The organism is Sphingomonas sp. BK069 (assembly GCF_014193405.1).
Classification (GTDB): Bacteria; Pseudomonadota; Alphaproteobacteria; order Sphingomonadales; family Sphingomonadaceae; genus Sphingomonas.
Genome location: NZ_JACHZH010000007.1, coordinates 139333 through 154225 on the forward strand (window position 1 = coordinate 139333; position 14893 = coordinate 154225).

A 14893-nucleotide genomic window follows, 5' to 3' on the forward strand; every position below is an offset into this window, starting at 1 on the left:
AGACAGCAGCATGCCGACCGACGACGCCCCGCGAATCCTGATCGACGAACTCGTCCTCTCTTACGGGGCACGCCGCATCCTCGACGGCCTGTCGCTGCGCATCCCCGCCGGCAGCATCACCGCCCTGCTGGGCGGCAACGGTGCCGGCAAGTCGACCACCCTGGCCGCGCTGCTGGGCTTCGCGCGGGCGCAATCGGGAATGATCGCGGTCGACGGCATCGACCCGGCCGCCGCGCCCGACGCGGTCCGGCGGCGGGTCGCCTACCTGCCCGAGAACGTCGCCCTCTACGAGCACCTCACCGCCGTCGAGAATGCCGACTATCTGCTCGCGCTATCGGACGAGCGTCACGGTCGCGAGGCGATCACGTCGGCACTCGCCGCCGCCGGCCTGCAGCGGGACGCGTGGGACCAGCGGCTCGGCGGCTTCTCCAAGGGCATGCGGCAGAAGGTGGCGATCGCGGTCGCGCTGCTCCGCGAGGTGCCCGTGCTCCTGCTCGACGAGCCGACCTCTGGGCTCGACCCGCGCGCGACCGCCGACTTCAACGCGCTGCTGGTGGCGGTGCGCGATCGCGGCACCGCGGTGCTGATGGTGACGCACGACCTGCTCTCCGCCGCCGACATCGCCGACCGCATCGGCTTCCTCGAGGGCGGCAGGATCGTCCACGATGTCGCCGCGGCTGGCCCGGCGCGGTTCGACGTGCGTGCGCTGCACGCGCGCTTCGCCGTCGCCGCAAAGCGCGACGCGGCATGAGCGCGCTCACCCTCATCGCTCGCGACGAGCTACGCCTGATGCGGCGCAACCGGGTCGCGGTGATCGCGCTCGCGCTGCTGGTGCTGCTGTCGCTGGCCGCGACGCTCAGCTCCTGGGCGCACCAGCGCGCGAGCGCCGACCTGCGCCTCCGCCACCAGCATGAGGCGGAACATGCCTTCGACGCCCAGCCGGATCGTCACCCGCACCGCATGGTGCACTACGGCCACTTCATCTTCCGCCCGCTCGGCCCGCTCGCCGCGTTCGACCCCGGGGTCGACGCCTTCACCGGCAGCAGCATGTTCCTCGAGGGTCACCGCCAGAACACCGCCAATTTCGGCGACGTGCGACAGAGCTCGCTGCTGGTCCGCTTCGGTCAGCTGACACCGGCCTTCGTCCTGCAGGCGGTCGCGCCGCTGCTGCTCATCTTCCTCGGCTTCGGGGCGGTCGCGCGTGAGACCGAGCGGGGCACGCTGCGTCTGCTCCTGCTGCAGGGTGTCGGGCGGACGCGCCTGGTAGCGGGCAAATTGCTGGCACTCGGCGCCGTCGCGCTCGTCGCGGGTCTCCCCGCGATGGTCGGCCTGATCGCCATCGCGGCGCAGCCGGGCGCGCTCGCGCTTCCGATCGCCACGCTGGCGCTGGGCTATGCCGGCTACCTCGGGCTCTGGGTAATGCTGATCATGCTGGTGTCGGCGCTGGTGCGCCGAAGCCGTGACGCGCTGCTGATCCTGGTGGCGCTCTGGGCGGTGACGGTCGTGCTCCTGCCCCGCGTCGCGCCGGACCTAGCGAGCGCCGCCGTGCCGCTCACGAATCGTCTGCAGACCGACGTCGCCATCGCGCGCGACCTGCGCCAGCTGGGCGACAGTCACGATCCCGAGGACGCCCACTTCGCGGCGTTCCAACGCGCGACGCTGCGCCGCTTCGGCGTGACGCGGGTCGAGGACCTGCCCGTCAACTACAAGGGTTTGCTCGCGGTCGAGGGCGAGCGGCTCACGTCCGCGCTGTTCGACCGCTACGCCGATCGCAGCTACGCCGCGCAGGACCGCCAGAACATGCTGGTCGGCATCGCCGGCGTGCTGAGCCCGGCAATCGCGCTGCGATCGCTGTCGATGGCGGCGGCGGGTACTGACTTCACGGGTCACCGCCGCTTCCTCGAGCAGGCGGAGGCCTATCGCTACGATCTCGTGCAGCGGCTCAACCGGATGGAGGCGGAGGCAGTCAGCTATGCCGACGATGTCGCCGAGGACGTCGACGCCGATCGACGCAAGCGCGTCTCCGGCGACAGCTGGGGCCGGCTCCCCGACTTCCACTATCGTGCGCCGAGCGGCGCGGAGCTTGCGGCGCGAGCCCTGCCCGGGCTGGCCGTGGTGCTCGTCTGGCTCGTCGCGGCGGGCGGCGCCCTCGCCATGGTCGCGCGCCGTCTGGGAGACCGCCGATGAGGCTCTGGGTGCATGAGGTGCGGCTGCTGCTCCGCGCGCGGCTGACCGTCGTCGTTCTCGCGCTTCTCGTGGCGCTGACGATCGCCGCCCTCGCTGCCGGCGTGGCCGAGGTGTCGCGCCAGCGCGCCGCGATCGCGGCAATCCCTGCGGCGCAGGCGGAGGATATCGCCGCCGTCGCCGCCTATGTCGATCGCAGCAAGGACGCGGGGAGCGCGGCCTATTACAGCTTCCATCCGACGTGGGACTCGCCCGCGCCGCTCGCCTTCGCCGCGATCGGCATGCGCGACGTGTCGCCCTATATCCTGCGCGTCCGGGCGCTCGGGCTGGAGGCGCAGATCTACGACGGCGACACGTTCAACCCCGAGCTGGCGCTGCCCGGTCGCTTCGACTTCGCCTTCGTGCTGGTGTTCCTGGCGCCGCTGTTCGTGATCGCCTTGTTCCACGACATGGTGTCGGGCGAGCGCGAGGCCGGCCGCTGGCGCATGCTGGCGGCGCTGCCGCGGGGAGGCACCGCGCTGACGCGGCGGCGCACGCTGCTGCGCCTCGCGCTCCTGTGGCTCGCGCTGGCACTGCCCTTCGCCGTGGTCGCGGCCTGGTCGGGCGTCCTGCTGGGATCGATCCTCGCTGTGACGCTCGTCATCGCGGCCTATCTGCTGTTCTGGATCGGCATCGCGGCGCTGGTCGGCCGGCTACGCTGGAGCTCGGTGGCAAACGCGGCGACGCTCGCCGCCGGCTGGCTGGTGCTCGTGCTCGTCGTGCCCACGCTGGCGCACGTCGCGATCAACCGCGCGGTGCCGGTGGCGCAGGGTGCGGAGATCGCGCTGGCGCAGCGCGAGCAGGTGAACCACGCCTGGGACATCCCGCGCGAGGAGACGATGCGGCGCTTCTACGCGCACCATCCGCGCTGGGCCGACTCGCCGCCGCTCGGGGCGGCGTTCCACTACAAATGGTACCTCGCCTTCCACCAGGTCGGCGACGAGAGCGTCGCCGCCAGCGTCGCGGCCTATCGCGACGGTCTCGAGCGCCGCGACGCGCTCGCGCGCGCGCTCGGCTGGGCGCTGCCATCGGTCGGCGTACAGGCGCTGCTGACCGGTCTGGCAGAGACCGACCTACGCGCGCAACTCGCCTACCAGGATCGCATCCGGGCGTTCCACCGCCGGCTGCGCGAGTTCTATTACGCTTACCTGTTCCACGATCGTCCCTTCGGCGCGGACGACTTTCGGCTCGCACCGAGCTACGAGGATGTCACCCGCCCGAAAGGCATGGCGGCGCGGTTCGTGACACCCGCCGCGATGCTCGACCGACGCCCTCTCGCGCCGCCCTCCTCCTGATCCTGACGCGCCGAGACCGGCGCTGCCCGCGGACGCGATGTCCGCTGGCAGCGCCGGGAGCGGTCAGAGGCCGAAGCGCAGCGTCGCGCGCAGGTCGCGGCCGGCGAGCGGGGCGAAGTCCTTGAGGAAGCTCGCCGCTCGCCGCGCGGTCACGTCGAAGATATTGTTCGCGCTCAGGACCAGCTGGGTCTTGCTGTCACGTCCGAAGGGCGAGAGGCTCACGCTGGCGTTGACCATCGTATAGTCGTCGGTCCGCGTCTCGAACGGCGCAGTGCGGTTCTGATCGAATGCATGTTCCACCTCCGCGCGGGCGGTGAACCGGTCGCCCTGCGCCTCGAGCCCGCCGAGCACGCGCGGCGCCGGGATCCGCGGGACCGGACCCTGGTCGACGATGTTCGCGTGCACATAGTCGCCCAGCACGTCGGCGTTGATCCGCGTGGTACCCAGGGTGAACAGGTTGGCGGAGAGATCCGCCTCGAAGCCGTAGTAGCGCGCATCGGCCTGCTGGTACTGGAAGCACGGCAGATCGACCTCGCGGTCGATCGCGCCGAACTGGATCGCGGCCGCCTCGCACACCGCCTGGTCGGTCTGGTTCTCAGAGATATAGTTCGAGAACCAGTTGTAATAGGCCGACGCGTCGAAGTTGAACCGATCGTTATGCGCGTGGAGCGTGGCCTCGAGCCCCCAGCTGCGCTCCAGCCGGAAGTCGGCGCTGCCCAGCTCATAGGCCTGCGTGCCGGCGTGGCCGCCGTTCGCGAACAGCTCTTCCGCCGACGGCGCGCGCTCGGTGTAGGAGCCGTTCAGACCCACGCGGATCGCGTCGGAGAGACCGTAGGACGCGCCCAGCGACCCCGAAAAGGCGCCGAAGTTGCGGCGGCCGGCGAAGAAGCGCTGGTCGGCGTCGTTCTTGGCGGTCAGGTCACTCCACTCGTAGCGGGCTCCCGCCTCGGCTTTCAGCGCACCGAAGTCGAGCTGCTGCAGCGTGAACAGGCCGGTCTGGTTGGTCTCGTTGCGCGGCAGGAAGGCCTCCTCGCCGACCACGTTGAACTGGCGGTTGAAATATTGGACGCCCGACGCGCCGGACCAGGCACCCTTGCGCGCCTGGACCAGCTCGAGCCGGCCCTCGAGACCGTTGTTGTAGAAGGCGGTGCCGACGCTGCCGTCCTCCTCCAGCTCGAAGTGGCGATAGGTGGCGTGCCCTGCCCGGATCCGGATCCGGTCGAGGAAGCCGCCGCCGGTTTCGACCTCGCCGCGCAGGTCGACGCGGTTCTGGACGACGTCGAGGCGCGGGGCCTCCTGCTCCTGCCCCACCTCGGTGGCGTAGCGCAGCGGGATGCCGTAGAAGCTGTCGTAGTGGCTGTAGCTGACGCCCAGCTGCCCGGTATCGGTGATGATGCTGGCGCCGGCACCCGCGGTCCAGGTCTCGGAAAAGCTGTTCGGCAGACGCTTGCGGATCGCGGCACTCGCGGCGAAGTCGATCGGCTCGTCGGTGTCCTGCGGCAGGCCCACCTGGCTGAGCGCGGCCGCGCGCGCCGCCGGCGAGAGCGCGTAGCCGCCGATGCGCAGATCGTCGGTCTTCAGGTACGAGCCGTCGGCATGGAGGACGAGGTGCTGCCCGACCGCCACGTCGCCGGCCATCTCGCCCGACCGCTCGCTGGCGGCCGAACCGTAGGTGGCGATGCCGTTCAGCCGATAGCCGTTCTCGGGCACGCTGCGCGGGATACGCGAGTCGATCACGTTGACGACGCCGCCGACCGCCGACGAGCCGAACAGCAGCGCGCTCGGCCCGCGCAGCACCTCGACGCGCTCGGCGAGCAGCGGGTCGATGATGACCGCGTGATCGACCGACGTATTGCTGACGTCGATCGAGCCGATGCCGTCGGTGAGAACGCGGATGCGCTCGCCCTGAAAGCCGCGCAGGATCGGGCGCGACGCGCTGGGACCGAAGGACGTCGCCGAGACGCCGGGTAGCCGCGACAGCGTCTCGCCGATCGTCGGGCGCAGGTCGCGCGTGAGCGCCTCGCCCGTCAGCACGGACGTGCCCTGCAGCACGTCTCGCTCGCTTCGCTGGATCGGCGCGGTGACGATGACGTCGCGGCCCACGGCGGCCTGACGCGACGAGGTGCGGACGCTCGCCGCGCCGCCGCCCTGCTCCATGCTCGTGACTCCGGTGCCGCCCGAGCCGGATTGGGTCATCGCGGGTGCGGCCAGCACGAGCGCAACGATGCTGACGGATGTTCTCATGACGATCTTCATTCTCGATTCCCCGATCCCTGTCGTCCTCGCGTTATGCGCGATGTTTCGTTATATCAACGCCGTTGTGACGTTATATTGCCATGTAGCCGGCGAGACGTGATTGCGGTTGTCGGCTGGCGTGCATAAATAGGTTCATGGCCACCATGCATCATCACGTGGATCTCAGCGGCGACGCCTTGCTGACGGCGGCCGCGGCCGCGACCGAGTCGGCCGGTCAGCAATGGACGGCGATGCGCGAGAAAGTCTTCGCCGCGCTGACGAGCTTCGACAAGCCGGCGTCCGCCTATGATATCACCGAGGCCCTGTCGAAGACGGAAGGGCGGCGGATCGCCGCCAACAGCGTGTACCGCATCCTCGACCTGTTCGTCGCCGCCAACGTGGCACAGCGGATCGAGAGCGTTAACGCCTATGTCGCCAACGCTCATCCGGGATGCCGTCACGACTGCATCTTCCTCATCTGCGGCGAGTGCGGCGACACGCAGCACGTCGACGACGAGGACGCTGCGGAAGGTGTCCGACGGGCCGCCACGCACTCCGGCTTCACTGCTCAACGTCCGGTCCTGGAGATACATGGCGTGTGCCGTCGGTGCGCGCCGAGCGACTGACGAGGGTCACGCGACAGGGCGGCCGAGGGGTTGCCGCATGTTGCATCATCACATAGGTGAGCGCCGCGGGGGGCCGACCGCTGGAGGGTGGCGGGTCGGTGCTCCGCTGGTCGCGCGCCGTGTCACGCGCGCGGCGCTGCATGTCCCCGCCTTCGATCATGGACGTCACGCCTTGCTCTCACGCGCGATCACGCTCGCTCTCGTCTCGCTGTCGCTGATCGCCGCGCAGGGGCCGGCGCCGCTACCACCCGAGCTGCCATGGCACGGCACGAGCGAGGCACTCGTCGCCGCACCGGAAGACCCGTGGATCACCCCGGCGGAGACGTCCGCGTTCCGGAGGACGCCACGCTACGCCGAGGTCCGGCGATGGTTGGAACGGCTAGATGCGGCGTCGCCGCTGATCAGCCTCCACAGCTTCGGGCGCACGACCGAGGGGCGCGAGCTGCTGTACGTCCGCGCCAGCAAGGGCGAGGCCGACAGGCCGGTCGTGCTCGTCCAGGCGGGCATCCACGCCGGCGAGATCGACGGGAAGGACGCCGGGCTGATGCTGCTGCGCGACATCGCCCTGCGCGGCAAGGCGAACCTGCTCGATCAGGTCGACCTGGTCTTCGTGCCGATATACAACATCGACGGTCACGAGCAGATGAGCGCGTACAACTTCGTTCATCTGCGCGGCCCGGCGGAGAAGGGGCGCGACGGCAACGCCCGCGACATCGACCTGAACCGCGACTACGCCAAGGCCGACGCGCCGGAGACGCGTGCGATGATCGGGCTGATCAGGTCACTCGACCCGATTTTGTACGTCGACTGCCATGTCAGCGAGGGCTTCGACATGCAGTACGACATCACCTACACCTACGCCGGCTGGGGCACCTACGCGCGGCACCGCGCGACCGCGGGTTGGCTGGAGACGCGGTTCGGCCCGGCCGTGTCGAGGGCGCTGACCAAGGCGGGGCACCTCCCGATCCTCTACCCCAGTCCGATCGACACTCGTGAACCGGCGAGGGGCATCCGACGCAGCCCGGAAGGTCCGCGCTACTCGACCGGCTACGGCGACTTCATCGGCGTGCCGACGGTGCTCGTCGAGAATCACATGCTCAAGCCATACCGGCAGCGCGTTCTCGGCACCTATGTCCTGCTCGAGGCGGCGCTCCGGATCGCGGGCACCGACGCCGCCCGCGTCCGCGCGGCGAAAGCGCGGGATCGCACGAGCCGGCCGCGCGAGCTGCTCACTCGCTGGGCGCCCGCGGCGCAGCCGATCGGCTGGGTCGAGCGGTTCAGGGGCGTAGCGTTCGACACGTACCTGTCGCCCGCTTCGGGGCGGCAGGAGCAGCGCTGGCTGGGTCGACCGATCACCTTCCGCATGCCGGTCATCGGCCAGACCGCGACCGAGACCGTGCGCCTGCCCGCTGCGTGGTGGGTGCCCGCCGCGCAGACCGAGGTAATTGATCGCCTGCGCCTGCACGGCATCCGCCTCGACCCGATCGACGCGCCGCGACGGCTGACGGTCGATCGCGTCCGCCTCGTCGATCCGGCGGTGTCGCGGCCGAGCGAGGGACGCTATCCGGTCACCGCGCGCTTCGTCCACGAGGCCGCCGAGGAGGTGATGCCGGCGGGCAGCGTGCGCGTGTCTGCGGATCAGCCGCTGGGTCTGCTCGCCGCCGCGCTGCTCGAGCCGGAGAGCCAGGACTCGTTCCTGGCGTGGGGGTTCTTCCCGGAGATGCTGTCACCCGCGCCCAGCACCGACGCGTTCGTCCTCGCCGCGCTCGGTGACCGGATGCTGGCGACCGAGCCGCGGCTGCGCGCCGAGTTCGACGCCGCGCTGGCCGCAGATCGCGCCCTCGCGGCCGACCCGGACGCCCGCCTCGCATGGCTCTACGCGCGCGCCGGGCCGGGGCATGCCTTCGCGCTGCGCTACCCGATCGCGCGCGAGCCGAAGCGGTAGGGTGACCGGGCGCGCGCTGACGCGTCGGTCGTCGAGACCGCGCGAGCTCGCGATCGCGCGTGCCTGCAGCCTCAAGCCGAAACGTCTGGAACATGGAGCGGCCGCAGCGCGCGCATGACGCAGCGCGATCCGTTATCCGGCCTCGCGGCCTACACGCCGCCGGGCAGCACCGTCAGGCGAGCGTTCGCGAGTGCCGGCGAGAAGAGAGCGACGCTGCCACGCGCCCCACGTGACGGCGGAGAAAGACGAAAGCGCGACGCCCCAACATCGTCGGCCAGGCCGCTTCTCTCGCCCCGCTCCGTCCCTGGTACGAACAACAGATCTCGCCCGGCGACGCGCTTCGCGGGCGGCCTAGAAGCGTGATGACGCGAGAGCCGCGTCCGCCCGGCACGTTCTCCATCCGCTCCGCCTCCACGATCACCGATCTGTCAACTTAACTTTATATCATCAACTTGCCAGCTTCGGGAGACCCGCGCTCGTGTCGATAGGCGGGGTGAACGAACGGCAATCCGTGGCGACTTGGCGCGCGTCGAGCATCGTGCTGATCGCCTGCCTAGTTCTGAGTGCCCTTGTCCTCAACGGCGTCACTCGCGTCGGCCACCAGTACGGGTCTCATCGTGCCCCCGCGGCCTATCATCCTGATCGCCCCGTCACCGCCTCCGACGAAGCCCAGACGTGCGCGTTCTGCGCCGCCGCCGCGGTGCTCGAGCCGTTCATGCCGCCGCCGTCGCCCGTCCTGGTCGCGCCGCGCGTGCACCAGGCCGCCGCTGCCATCGTCGTCTTGGCCGTGGGTCAGCGGTACTCGCGCGCGCACAGCTGGCGCAGCCGAGCGCCACCTGCGGCGACACCGACCTGACCTGACACTCACGGAGCGCGGCCTCGCCGATCCGCGCGCCGCTGGCCGACCACGGTGACATCCTCGGAGATCATATGCGCCCTTGCCTACTCGCGGGCGCGGCCCTCGCCGCGCTCCTGCCCGCCTGCGCCGCCGCCCAGCAGGCACCAACGACCGACAGCTCTTCCCCGCGGGTCACGTCAGCCGACACGAGCCGCGACATCGTCGTGACGGCCTCGCCGATCAGTCACGATCGCGACGACACCCCCGCCATCGTCGCCAAGGTTGACTCGGAGGACATCCTCCACCGCGGCGGCGCCAGCATCGCCGACGCGCTCGCGCGCGTGCCCGGTATCTCGGCGACGGGCTTCGCGACCGGTGCCAGCCGCCCGATCATCCGCGGCATGGACGCGACCCGCGTCCGCATCCTGGAGGATGGCACGAGCTCGTCCGACGTGTCCGACATCGGCCCGGACCACGGCATCCCGATCGATCCGCTGGCGGCGCGCAGCATCGAGGTCGTGCGCGGCGCGGGCACGCTGCGATATGGCAGCCAGGCGATCGGCGGTGTCGTCAACGTCCTCAACAACCGTGTGCCCACAGCACTGCCGGACAAGCCGCTGTCGGCCGAGCTCGACGGTACCTACGGCACCGTCTCCGACCTCTACCAGGGCGCGGCGCTGGTGGACGCCGCTGTCGGCAATCTCGCGCTGCACGCCGACGGCTTCGGCCGGCACGCGGGCGATTATGACACGCCGCTGGGCGTGCAGCAGAACTCCTTCTTCCGCGGCTACGGCGGCGCGCTCGGCGGCTCGTATTTCTTCGGCAGCGGTAATGACAGCCATGTGGGCGCCGCCATCACGCAATATGACGCCAAATACGGCATCCCCAGCGACAGCACCTTCATCGACATGCGCCAGACAAAGGTGATGACGCGCTCGTCGTTCGGGCTCGGCTCCGGGCTGCTCCAACGCTTCAATCTGGACGGGAGTTACGCGACCTACACGCACGACGAGAAGGAACCCGACGGCACGGTCGACACGACATTCCGCAACAAGGAATATAACGCGCGGGCGGAGCTGCTGCTCAGCCGGATCGGCTTCGTCGACGATTCCGCGATCGGGGTGGAATACCAGCACCGCGACTTCTCCGCCATCGGCGAGGACAGCTCCTACCTGTTCCCCGCGACGCTGGAGAGTGTGGCGGGCTACCTCTTCACCGATACCCGGATCGCCGACCGCCTGCACCTGGAGGCGAGCGGGCGCGTCGAGCACGTCAGTCTGAGCGGCACCCCGCGTTCCGACGTCTATGTGACACCGGACTTCACGCCGCTGAGCGGCGCGATCGGGGCGCTCTACGAGATATCGCCGGCGATCAAGATCGGGGCGACCTTCTCCAGCACCGGGCGCGCGCCAGCGCTGACCGAGCTGTTCGCGCGCGGGGGTCACGATGGGCCCAACACGTTCGAGACCGGCGATCCCGGCCTCCGGATCGAGCGGTCGAACTCCCTGGAAGGCACGCTGCGCATACGGTCGGGCGGGTTCCGCTTCGACGGCAGCGTCTACAGCAGCTGGTTCAGAAACTATATCTACGGCGACCTGACCGGCCGCGTCTGCGACGACGACGGCACCTGCTCGGTCGACGGCGACGGTGACCTGCGCGAGCTGAACTACAAGCAGCAGGGGGCGCACTTCCGCGGCGTCGAGGGCGAGGCAAGTTACGACCTGGTCCGTACCGAGCACGGTACGTACCGCTTCAACCTGCTGGCCGACTATACCCGAGCGACCCTCGACGACGGCAACAACGTCCCGCGAATCCCACCCTATCGCGTCGGCGGAGGGCTGAACTGGCAGGGTGATCGCCTCGACGCGGGGTTCAACCTGATCTACGCCGGGCGCCAGAACCGCTATGGCACGTTCGATACGGTCACTCCCGGCTATGTCGCGCTGGACGGGCAGCTCGCGCTGCGGCCCTTCACCGCCCACCCGAACGTCGAGCTCGCGCTGGTGGGGCAGAACCTGACCAACGACGTCCAGCGGCTCGCCACCGCGCTCAACAAGGACGAGGTGGTGATGCCCGGGCGGCGGCTGATGGCCACGCTCCGCATCGCGACCAACTGATCCGCCCGCGCCGGAACAAGGACCGGCGCGACTGAAGCGGGCGGCGCGCCGGCATGGTGCGCCGTCCGCTTGCGAGCGCTCGGCGCACCGCTTACGACGAGGTTACATCATATCCTCATCTGCTGGGAGCCAACGTGGCCGCACGCCTTATCCTCGCCGCCACGACGCTGACCCTCGCGGCGACCGCGACGGCAGACCCGTACCAACCGCGGAAGACCTTCGCGCCGTTCGACATGCCCCAGCCGGTGAACCGGTATCGCGGCAGCAATGGGCTGCCCGGCCCCGATTACTGGCAGAACCGCGCCGACTATGCGATTCGCGCCACGCTCGACCCTTCTAGCAAGACCATCACCGGGTCGGTCGAGATCACCTACAGCAACAACAGCCCCGACGCACTCGACGTCCTCTGGCTGCAGCTCGATCAGAACCTCTACCGCGACGGCTCGCGAGGCAGCCTGTCGCGCGGCGGGGCGCCGGCCGGCACGACCGCGGGGATGGCACTGGACGCGGTCTCGGTGATCGTCGCGGGGCGGGAGGCGACCGTCGCGCCGCTCGTCAGCGACACGCGTGCGCAGCTCCGCCTGGAGGAGGCGCTTCCCGCCGGAGGCACGGCGACGATCCGGTTACGCTACCATTATGTCGTGCCGTCCGAGTCCTTCGGCGGACGGACCGGCTGGCTGACGAGCAGGTCGGGCGACATCTTCTCCGTCGCGCAATGGTACCCGCGCATGGCGGTCTACGACGACGTGCACGGATGGGACACGCTGCCGTATCTGGCGCAGGAGTTCTACCTCGAATACGGCACCTTCGACTATTGGTTGACCGTGCCAGCCGACATGCTGGTGGCGGGCTCGGGCGAGCTGATGAACCCGGAGGAGGTGCTGTCCGCCGCGCAGCGTTCGGCGCTCGCGCGTGCGAGAGGGAGCGACGCGACGGTGACGATCCGGTTGCCGGCCGAGGCGGCCGCGCCACGAAGGACGACCGGCGGCACCCGCACATGGCATTTCCGGATGAAGGATACCCGCGACGTCGCATGGAGCGCGTCCACGGTCTTCGCCTGGGACGCGGCACGAATCAACCTGCCGGGGGGCGGCGTCGCGGTGGCGCAAAGCTTCTACCCGCCGGAGAGCCAGGGGCACGACCGCTGGGGTCGCTCGACCGAGTATCTGAAAGATGCGGTCGAGCGTTTCTCGGCGAAGTGGTTTACCTATCCCTGGCCGAACGCGATCAACGTCGCCGGCCCGGCGGCCGGGATGGAATATCCCGGCATCGTCTTCGACGGCATCGACGACGCCGGCAAGGAGCTGTTCTGGATCACCGCGCATGAGATCGGCCACGGTTGGTTCCCGATGATCGTCGGCTTCGACGAGCGGCGGCACGCGTGGATGGACGAGGGCTTCAACACCTTCATCGACACCTACGAGTCCGACGAATTCAACCACGGAGAGTATGCGCCCAAGCGCGACAGCGAGTTCGCTCCCGGCGGGGGCAACCCGGTGGACGAGATCCTGCCAATCCTCGCCGATCCGAAAGCGCCGCCCATCCTCTCGCGCTCCGACACCGTGGTGGAGGCCTATCGGCACCCGGTGACCTATTTCAAGTCGGCGCTCGGCTTGAAGCTGCTGCGTGAACAGATCCTGACACCGGCGCGCTTCGACCCGGCATTCCGCCGCTTCATAGCCGCCTGGGCCTTCAGACACCCGAAGCCCGCCGACTTCTTCCGGGCGATGGAGAGCGAGGCCGGGGAGGATCTGAGCTGGTGGTGGCGCGGCTGGTACGCCGAAAACTGGCAGATGGACCTCGCCGTCGGCGGGATCGAGCGGGCCGCCAGCGGCGCGCCTCTGGTCCGCGTCGAGGCGCGTGACCGGTTGATCATGCCGGTCACTCTGCGCGTCACCTACGCCGACGGGCACACGGCCGACGTGCGGCTACCTGCCGAGGCCTGGATCCGCTCGCCCTCGGTCGCGGTCGCCGTGCCCGCCGGCGTCGTCCGCTCGGCCGAACTCGACCCGGACCACGTCCTTCCCGACCGCGATCGCTCCAATAATAGGGCGGCGACGTGAGCACCGAGATGCCCGTCGCCGACGCTGACGGGCGCCGGCCCTCGCTTCGATACCGCACCGTTGAACAAGGAGCCTCGTCATGCGCCGTGGCGACGTCCTCGTTCTGCCCGCCGCCACGCTGGCGACGCCGCTCCTGACGCAGACCGGCCGCCCGGCACCGCAGCCCGCCCCGGCGGGCGATGATGGTCAGGGTGACGCCCCGCCCGCACCCGCCCGGCTGCCCCGCCGCTGGGTCGAGGGCGAGGAGCGCTTCGTCCGGCCCTACGTCCAGGCGAGCGCGCGCGGCGTGCGTCACCGCGCTGAAGCGGCCGAGTGGAAGCGCTGAGCGTCGGGTAACGCGCTACAGGCGGGGGCTTGGCAGGGCCTCACCACGTCGACAGCGACCATCTCCGCAAGTGCGCTTCTGGTCGAACTGCGTCAAAGATGGTTGCGAGGAGTGGCGGCGACCAGCAGCAGATACAACACGTTACAGCTTCATCGTTGACTTAATGTTACAACGTATCTCATTCACGTCACCTCGGTGGGCGGAGTGAAATCATTGCAGTTGGTACGGATGGGGCGACGCAGCACGACGCTGCTCGCATCGGTAGTCTTCGTTATGGGAGCGCCGGCGGCGGCGTCGGCGCAAGACGCGGCGGTCGAGCCGGAACGTGAGGAAGCGGGAGACCGGCACCTCCGCTCGACGCCGAACGACATCGTTGTCACCGGACGCTCGCTGGAAAGCGACGCCACGATCCTGCCGGTCGAGGTGCTCGCCGGCGAGGAACTGGTCCACCGACGCCAGGGTGGGCTAGGTGAGACGCTGGCCGGGCTGCCGGGTGTTCACCTCGACAATTTCGGTGGTGGCGCCTCGCGCCCGGTCATCCGCGGGCAGGCGCTACCTCGGATCGAAGTCCTGACCGACGGAGCCAACCTGTTCGACGTGGCCTCCGTGTCGCCGGACCATGCGATCACTACCGACCCGCTGCTGCTCGACGCGATCGAGATCCAGCGCGGACCGGCGGCGATCCGCTACGGCGGCAATGCTACCAACGGCGCGATCAATCTCATCGACAGCAAGGTTCCGAAGACCATCCCCGTCGGCGGCCTAAGCGGCGCAACCGAGGTTCGCTACGGCACCGGGGATGAGGAAAAGACCGTTGTCGGCCGTATCACCGCCGGCGTGGGCCAGTTTGCCATCCATGCCGAGGGGGCACGCCGTTCGGCCGAGAACTACAACGTCCCCGACGGATACGGCTCGGACAAGCTGCGCGACTCGTTCGCGGAGAGCACCAGCTACTCGGTCGGCGCGTCGTGGATCACGGCTAAGGGCTATCTCGGCGCCGCTTATTCACGTTTCGAGAGCGAATATGGCCTGCCTGGCCACAGCCACGTCAACGGCGTCTGCCATACCCACGGACTCGACCTGCATTGCGAAGCGCATGGCGGGTTCGAGGATCCGTTCGGCGGTCCCGACTGACGTGACCCCCGTTTCTTCATCCACTTGGAACTAGAGGCCGGCCCCTCGAAGGGACGGACGGAATGAAACGGAAGCAGTTTTCGGAAGAGCAG

11 protein-coding genes are annotated in these 14893 nt (G+C 69.4%); 10 read left to right on the forward strand and 1 reads right to left on the reverse strand.

Going from position 1 to position 14893, the window contains the following annotated elements:
- Positions 1-10: 10 nt before the first annotated feature.
- Genes FHY02_RS18445 through FHY02_RS18455 form a run of 3 tightly spaced genes read left to right on the forward strand, consistent with a single transcriptional unit; the run spans position 11 to position 3518 of the window.
- Complete coding sequence (locus tag FHY02_RS18445; protein ID WP_183924949.1) at positions 11-751, forward strand: ABC transporter ATP-binding protein; 741 nt, start codon at positions 11-13, stop codon at positions 749-751.
- A complete protein-coding gene (locus tag FHY02_RS18450; RefSeq protein ID WP_183924951.1) occupies positions 748-2187 on the forward strand; it encodes a DUF3526 domain-containing protein in 1440 nt (479 codons plus the stop codon). The genes FHY02_RS18445 and FHY02_RS18450 overlap by 4 nt, the downstream gene beginning before the upstream one ends.
- Entirely contained in the window at positions 2184-3518 is a 1335-nt protein-coding gene (locus tag FHY02_RS18455) for a DUF3526 domain-containing protein (RefSeq protein ID WP_183924953.1), read from the forward strand. Before FHY02_RS18450 ends, FHY02_RS18455 begins: the two co-directional genes overlap by 4 nt.
- A gap of 63 nt (positions 3519-3581) precedes the next feature.
- On the opposite strand, the gene FHY02_RS18460 is transcribed toward FHY02_RS18455, so the two are convergent.
- Positions 3582-5774 (reverse strand): TonB-dependent receptor, encoded by a 2193-nt coding sequence (locus FHY02_RS18460; RefSeq protein WP_260172985.1) that lies wholly within the window; start codon positions 5772-5774, stop codon positions 3582-3584.
- Positions 5775-5908: 134 nt separating this feature from the next.
- Between FHY02_RS18460 and FHY02_RS18465 the strand changes: the two genes are divergently transcribed.
- The 7 genes from FHY02_RS18465 (at position 5909) to FHY02_RS18495 (ending at position 14801) form a co-directional block, all read left to right on the forward strand.
- Complete coding sequence (locus tag FHY02_RS18465; RefSeq protein WP_183924955.1) at positions 5909-6379, forward strand: Fur family transcriptional regulator; 471 nt, start codon at positions 5909-5911, stop codon at positions 6377-6379.
- 37 nt (positions 6380-6416) lie between these two features.
- Positions 6417-8324: a M14 family metallopeptidase gene (locus tag FHY02_RS18470; RefSeq protein WP_260172986.1), complete on the forward strand. Its 1908-nt coding sequence runs from the start codon at positions 6417-6419 to the stop codon at positions 8322-8324.
- A 511-nt stretch (positions 8325-8835) separates the two neighbouring features.
- The gene (locus tag FHY02_RS18475) at positions 8836-9180 is read left to right on the forward strand and encodes a DUF2946 family protein (protein ID WP_183924957.1); all 345 of its coding nucleotides are present in this window, start codon (positions 8836-8838) and stop codon (positions 9178-9180) included.
- 74 nt (positions 9181-9254) lie between these two features.
- On the forward strand, positions 9255-11279 hold the full coding sequence (locus FHY02_RS18480) for a TonB-dependent receptor (protein ID WP_183924959.1): 2025 nt from the start codon (positions 9255-9257) through the stop codon (positions 11277-11279).
- Between the two features lie 134 nt (positions 11280-11413).
- Positions 11414-13342: a M1 family metallopeptidase gene (locus tag FHY02_RS18485; RefSeq protein WP_311731883.1), complete on the forward strand. Its 1929-nt coding sequence runs from the start codon at positions 11414-11416 to the stop codon at positions 13340-13342.
- A 79-nt stretch (positions 13343-13421) separates the two neighbouring features.
- Positions 13422-13667: a hypothetical protein gene (locus FHY02_RS18490; protein ID WP_183924963.1), complete on the forward strand. Its 246-nt coding sequence runs from the start codon at positions 13422-13424 to the stop codon at positions 13665-13667.
- Positions 13668-13871: 204 nt separating this feature from the next.
- Positions 13872-14801, forward strand: coding sequence for a TonB-dependent receptor plug domain-containing protein (locus FHY02_RS18495; protein ID WP_311731884.1), 930 nt, complete (start codon positions 13872-13874; stop codon positions 14799-14801).
- The last annotated feature ends 92 nt before the right edge of the window (positions 14802-14893 follow it).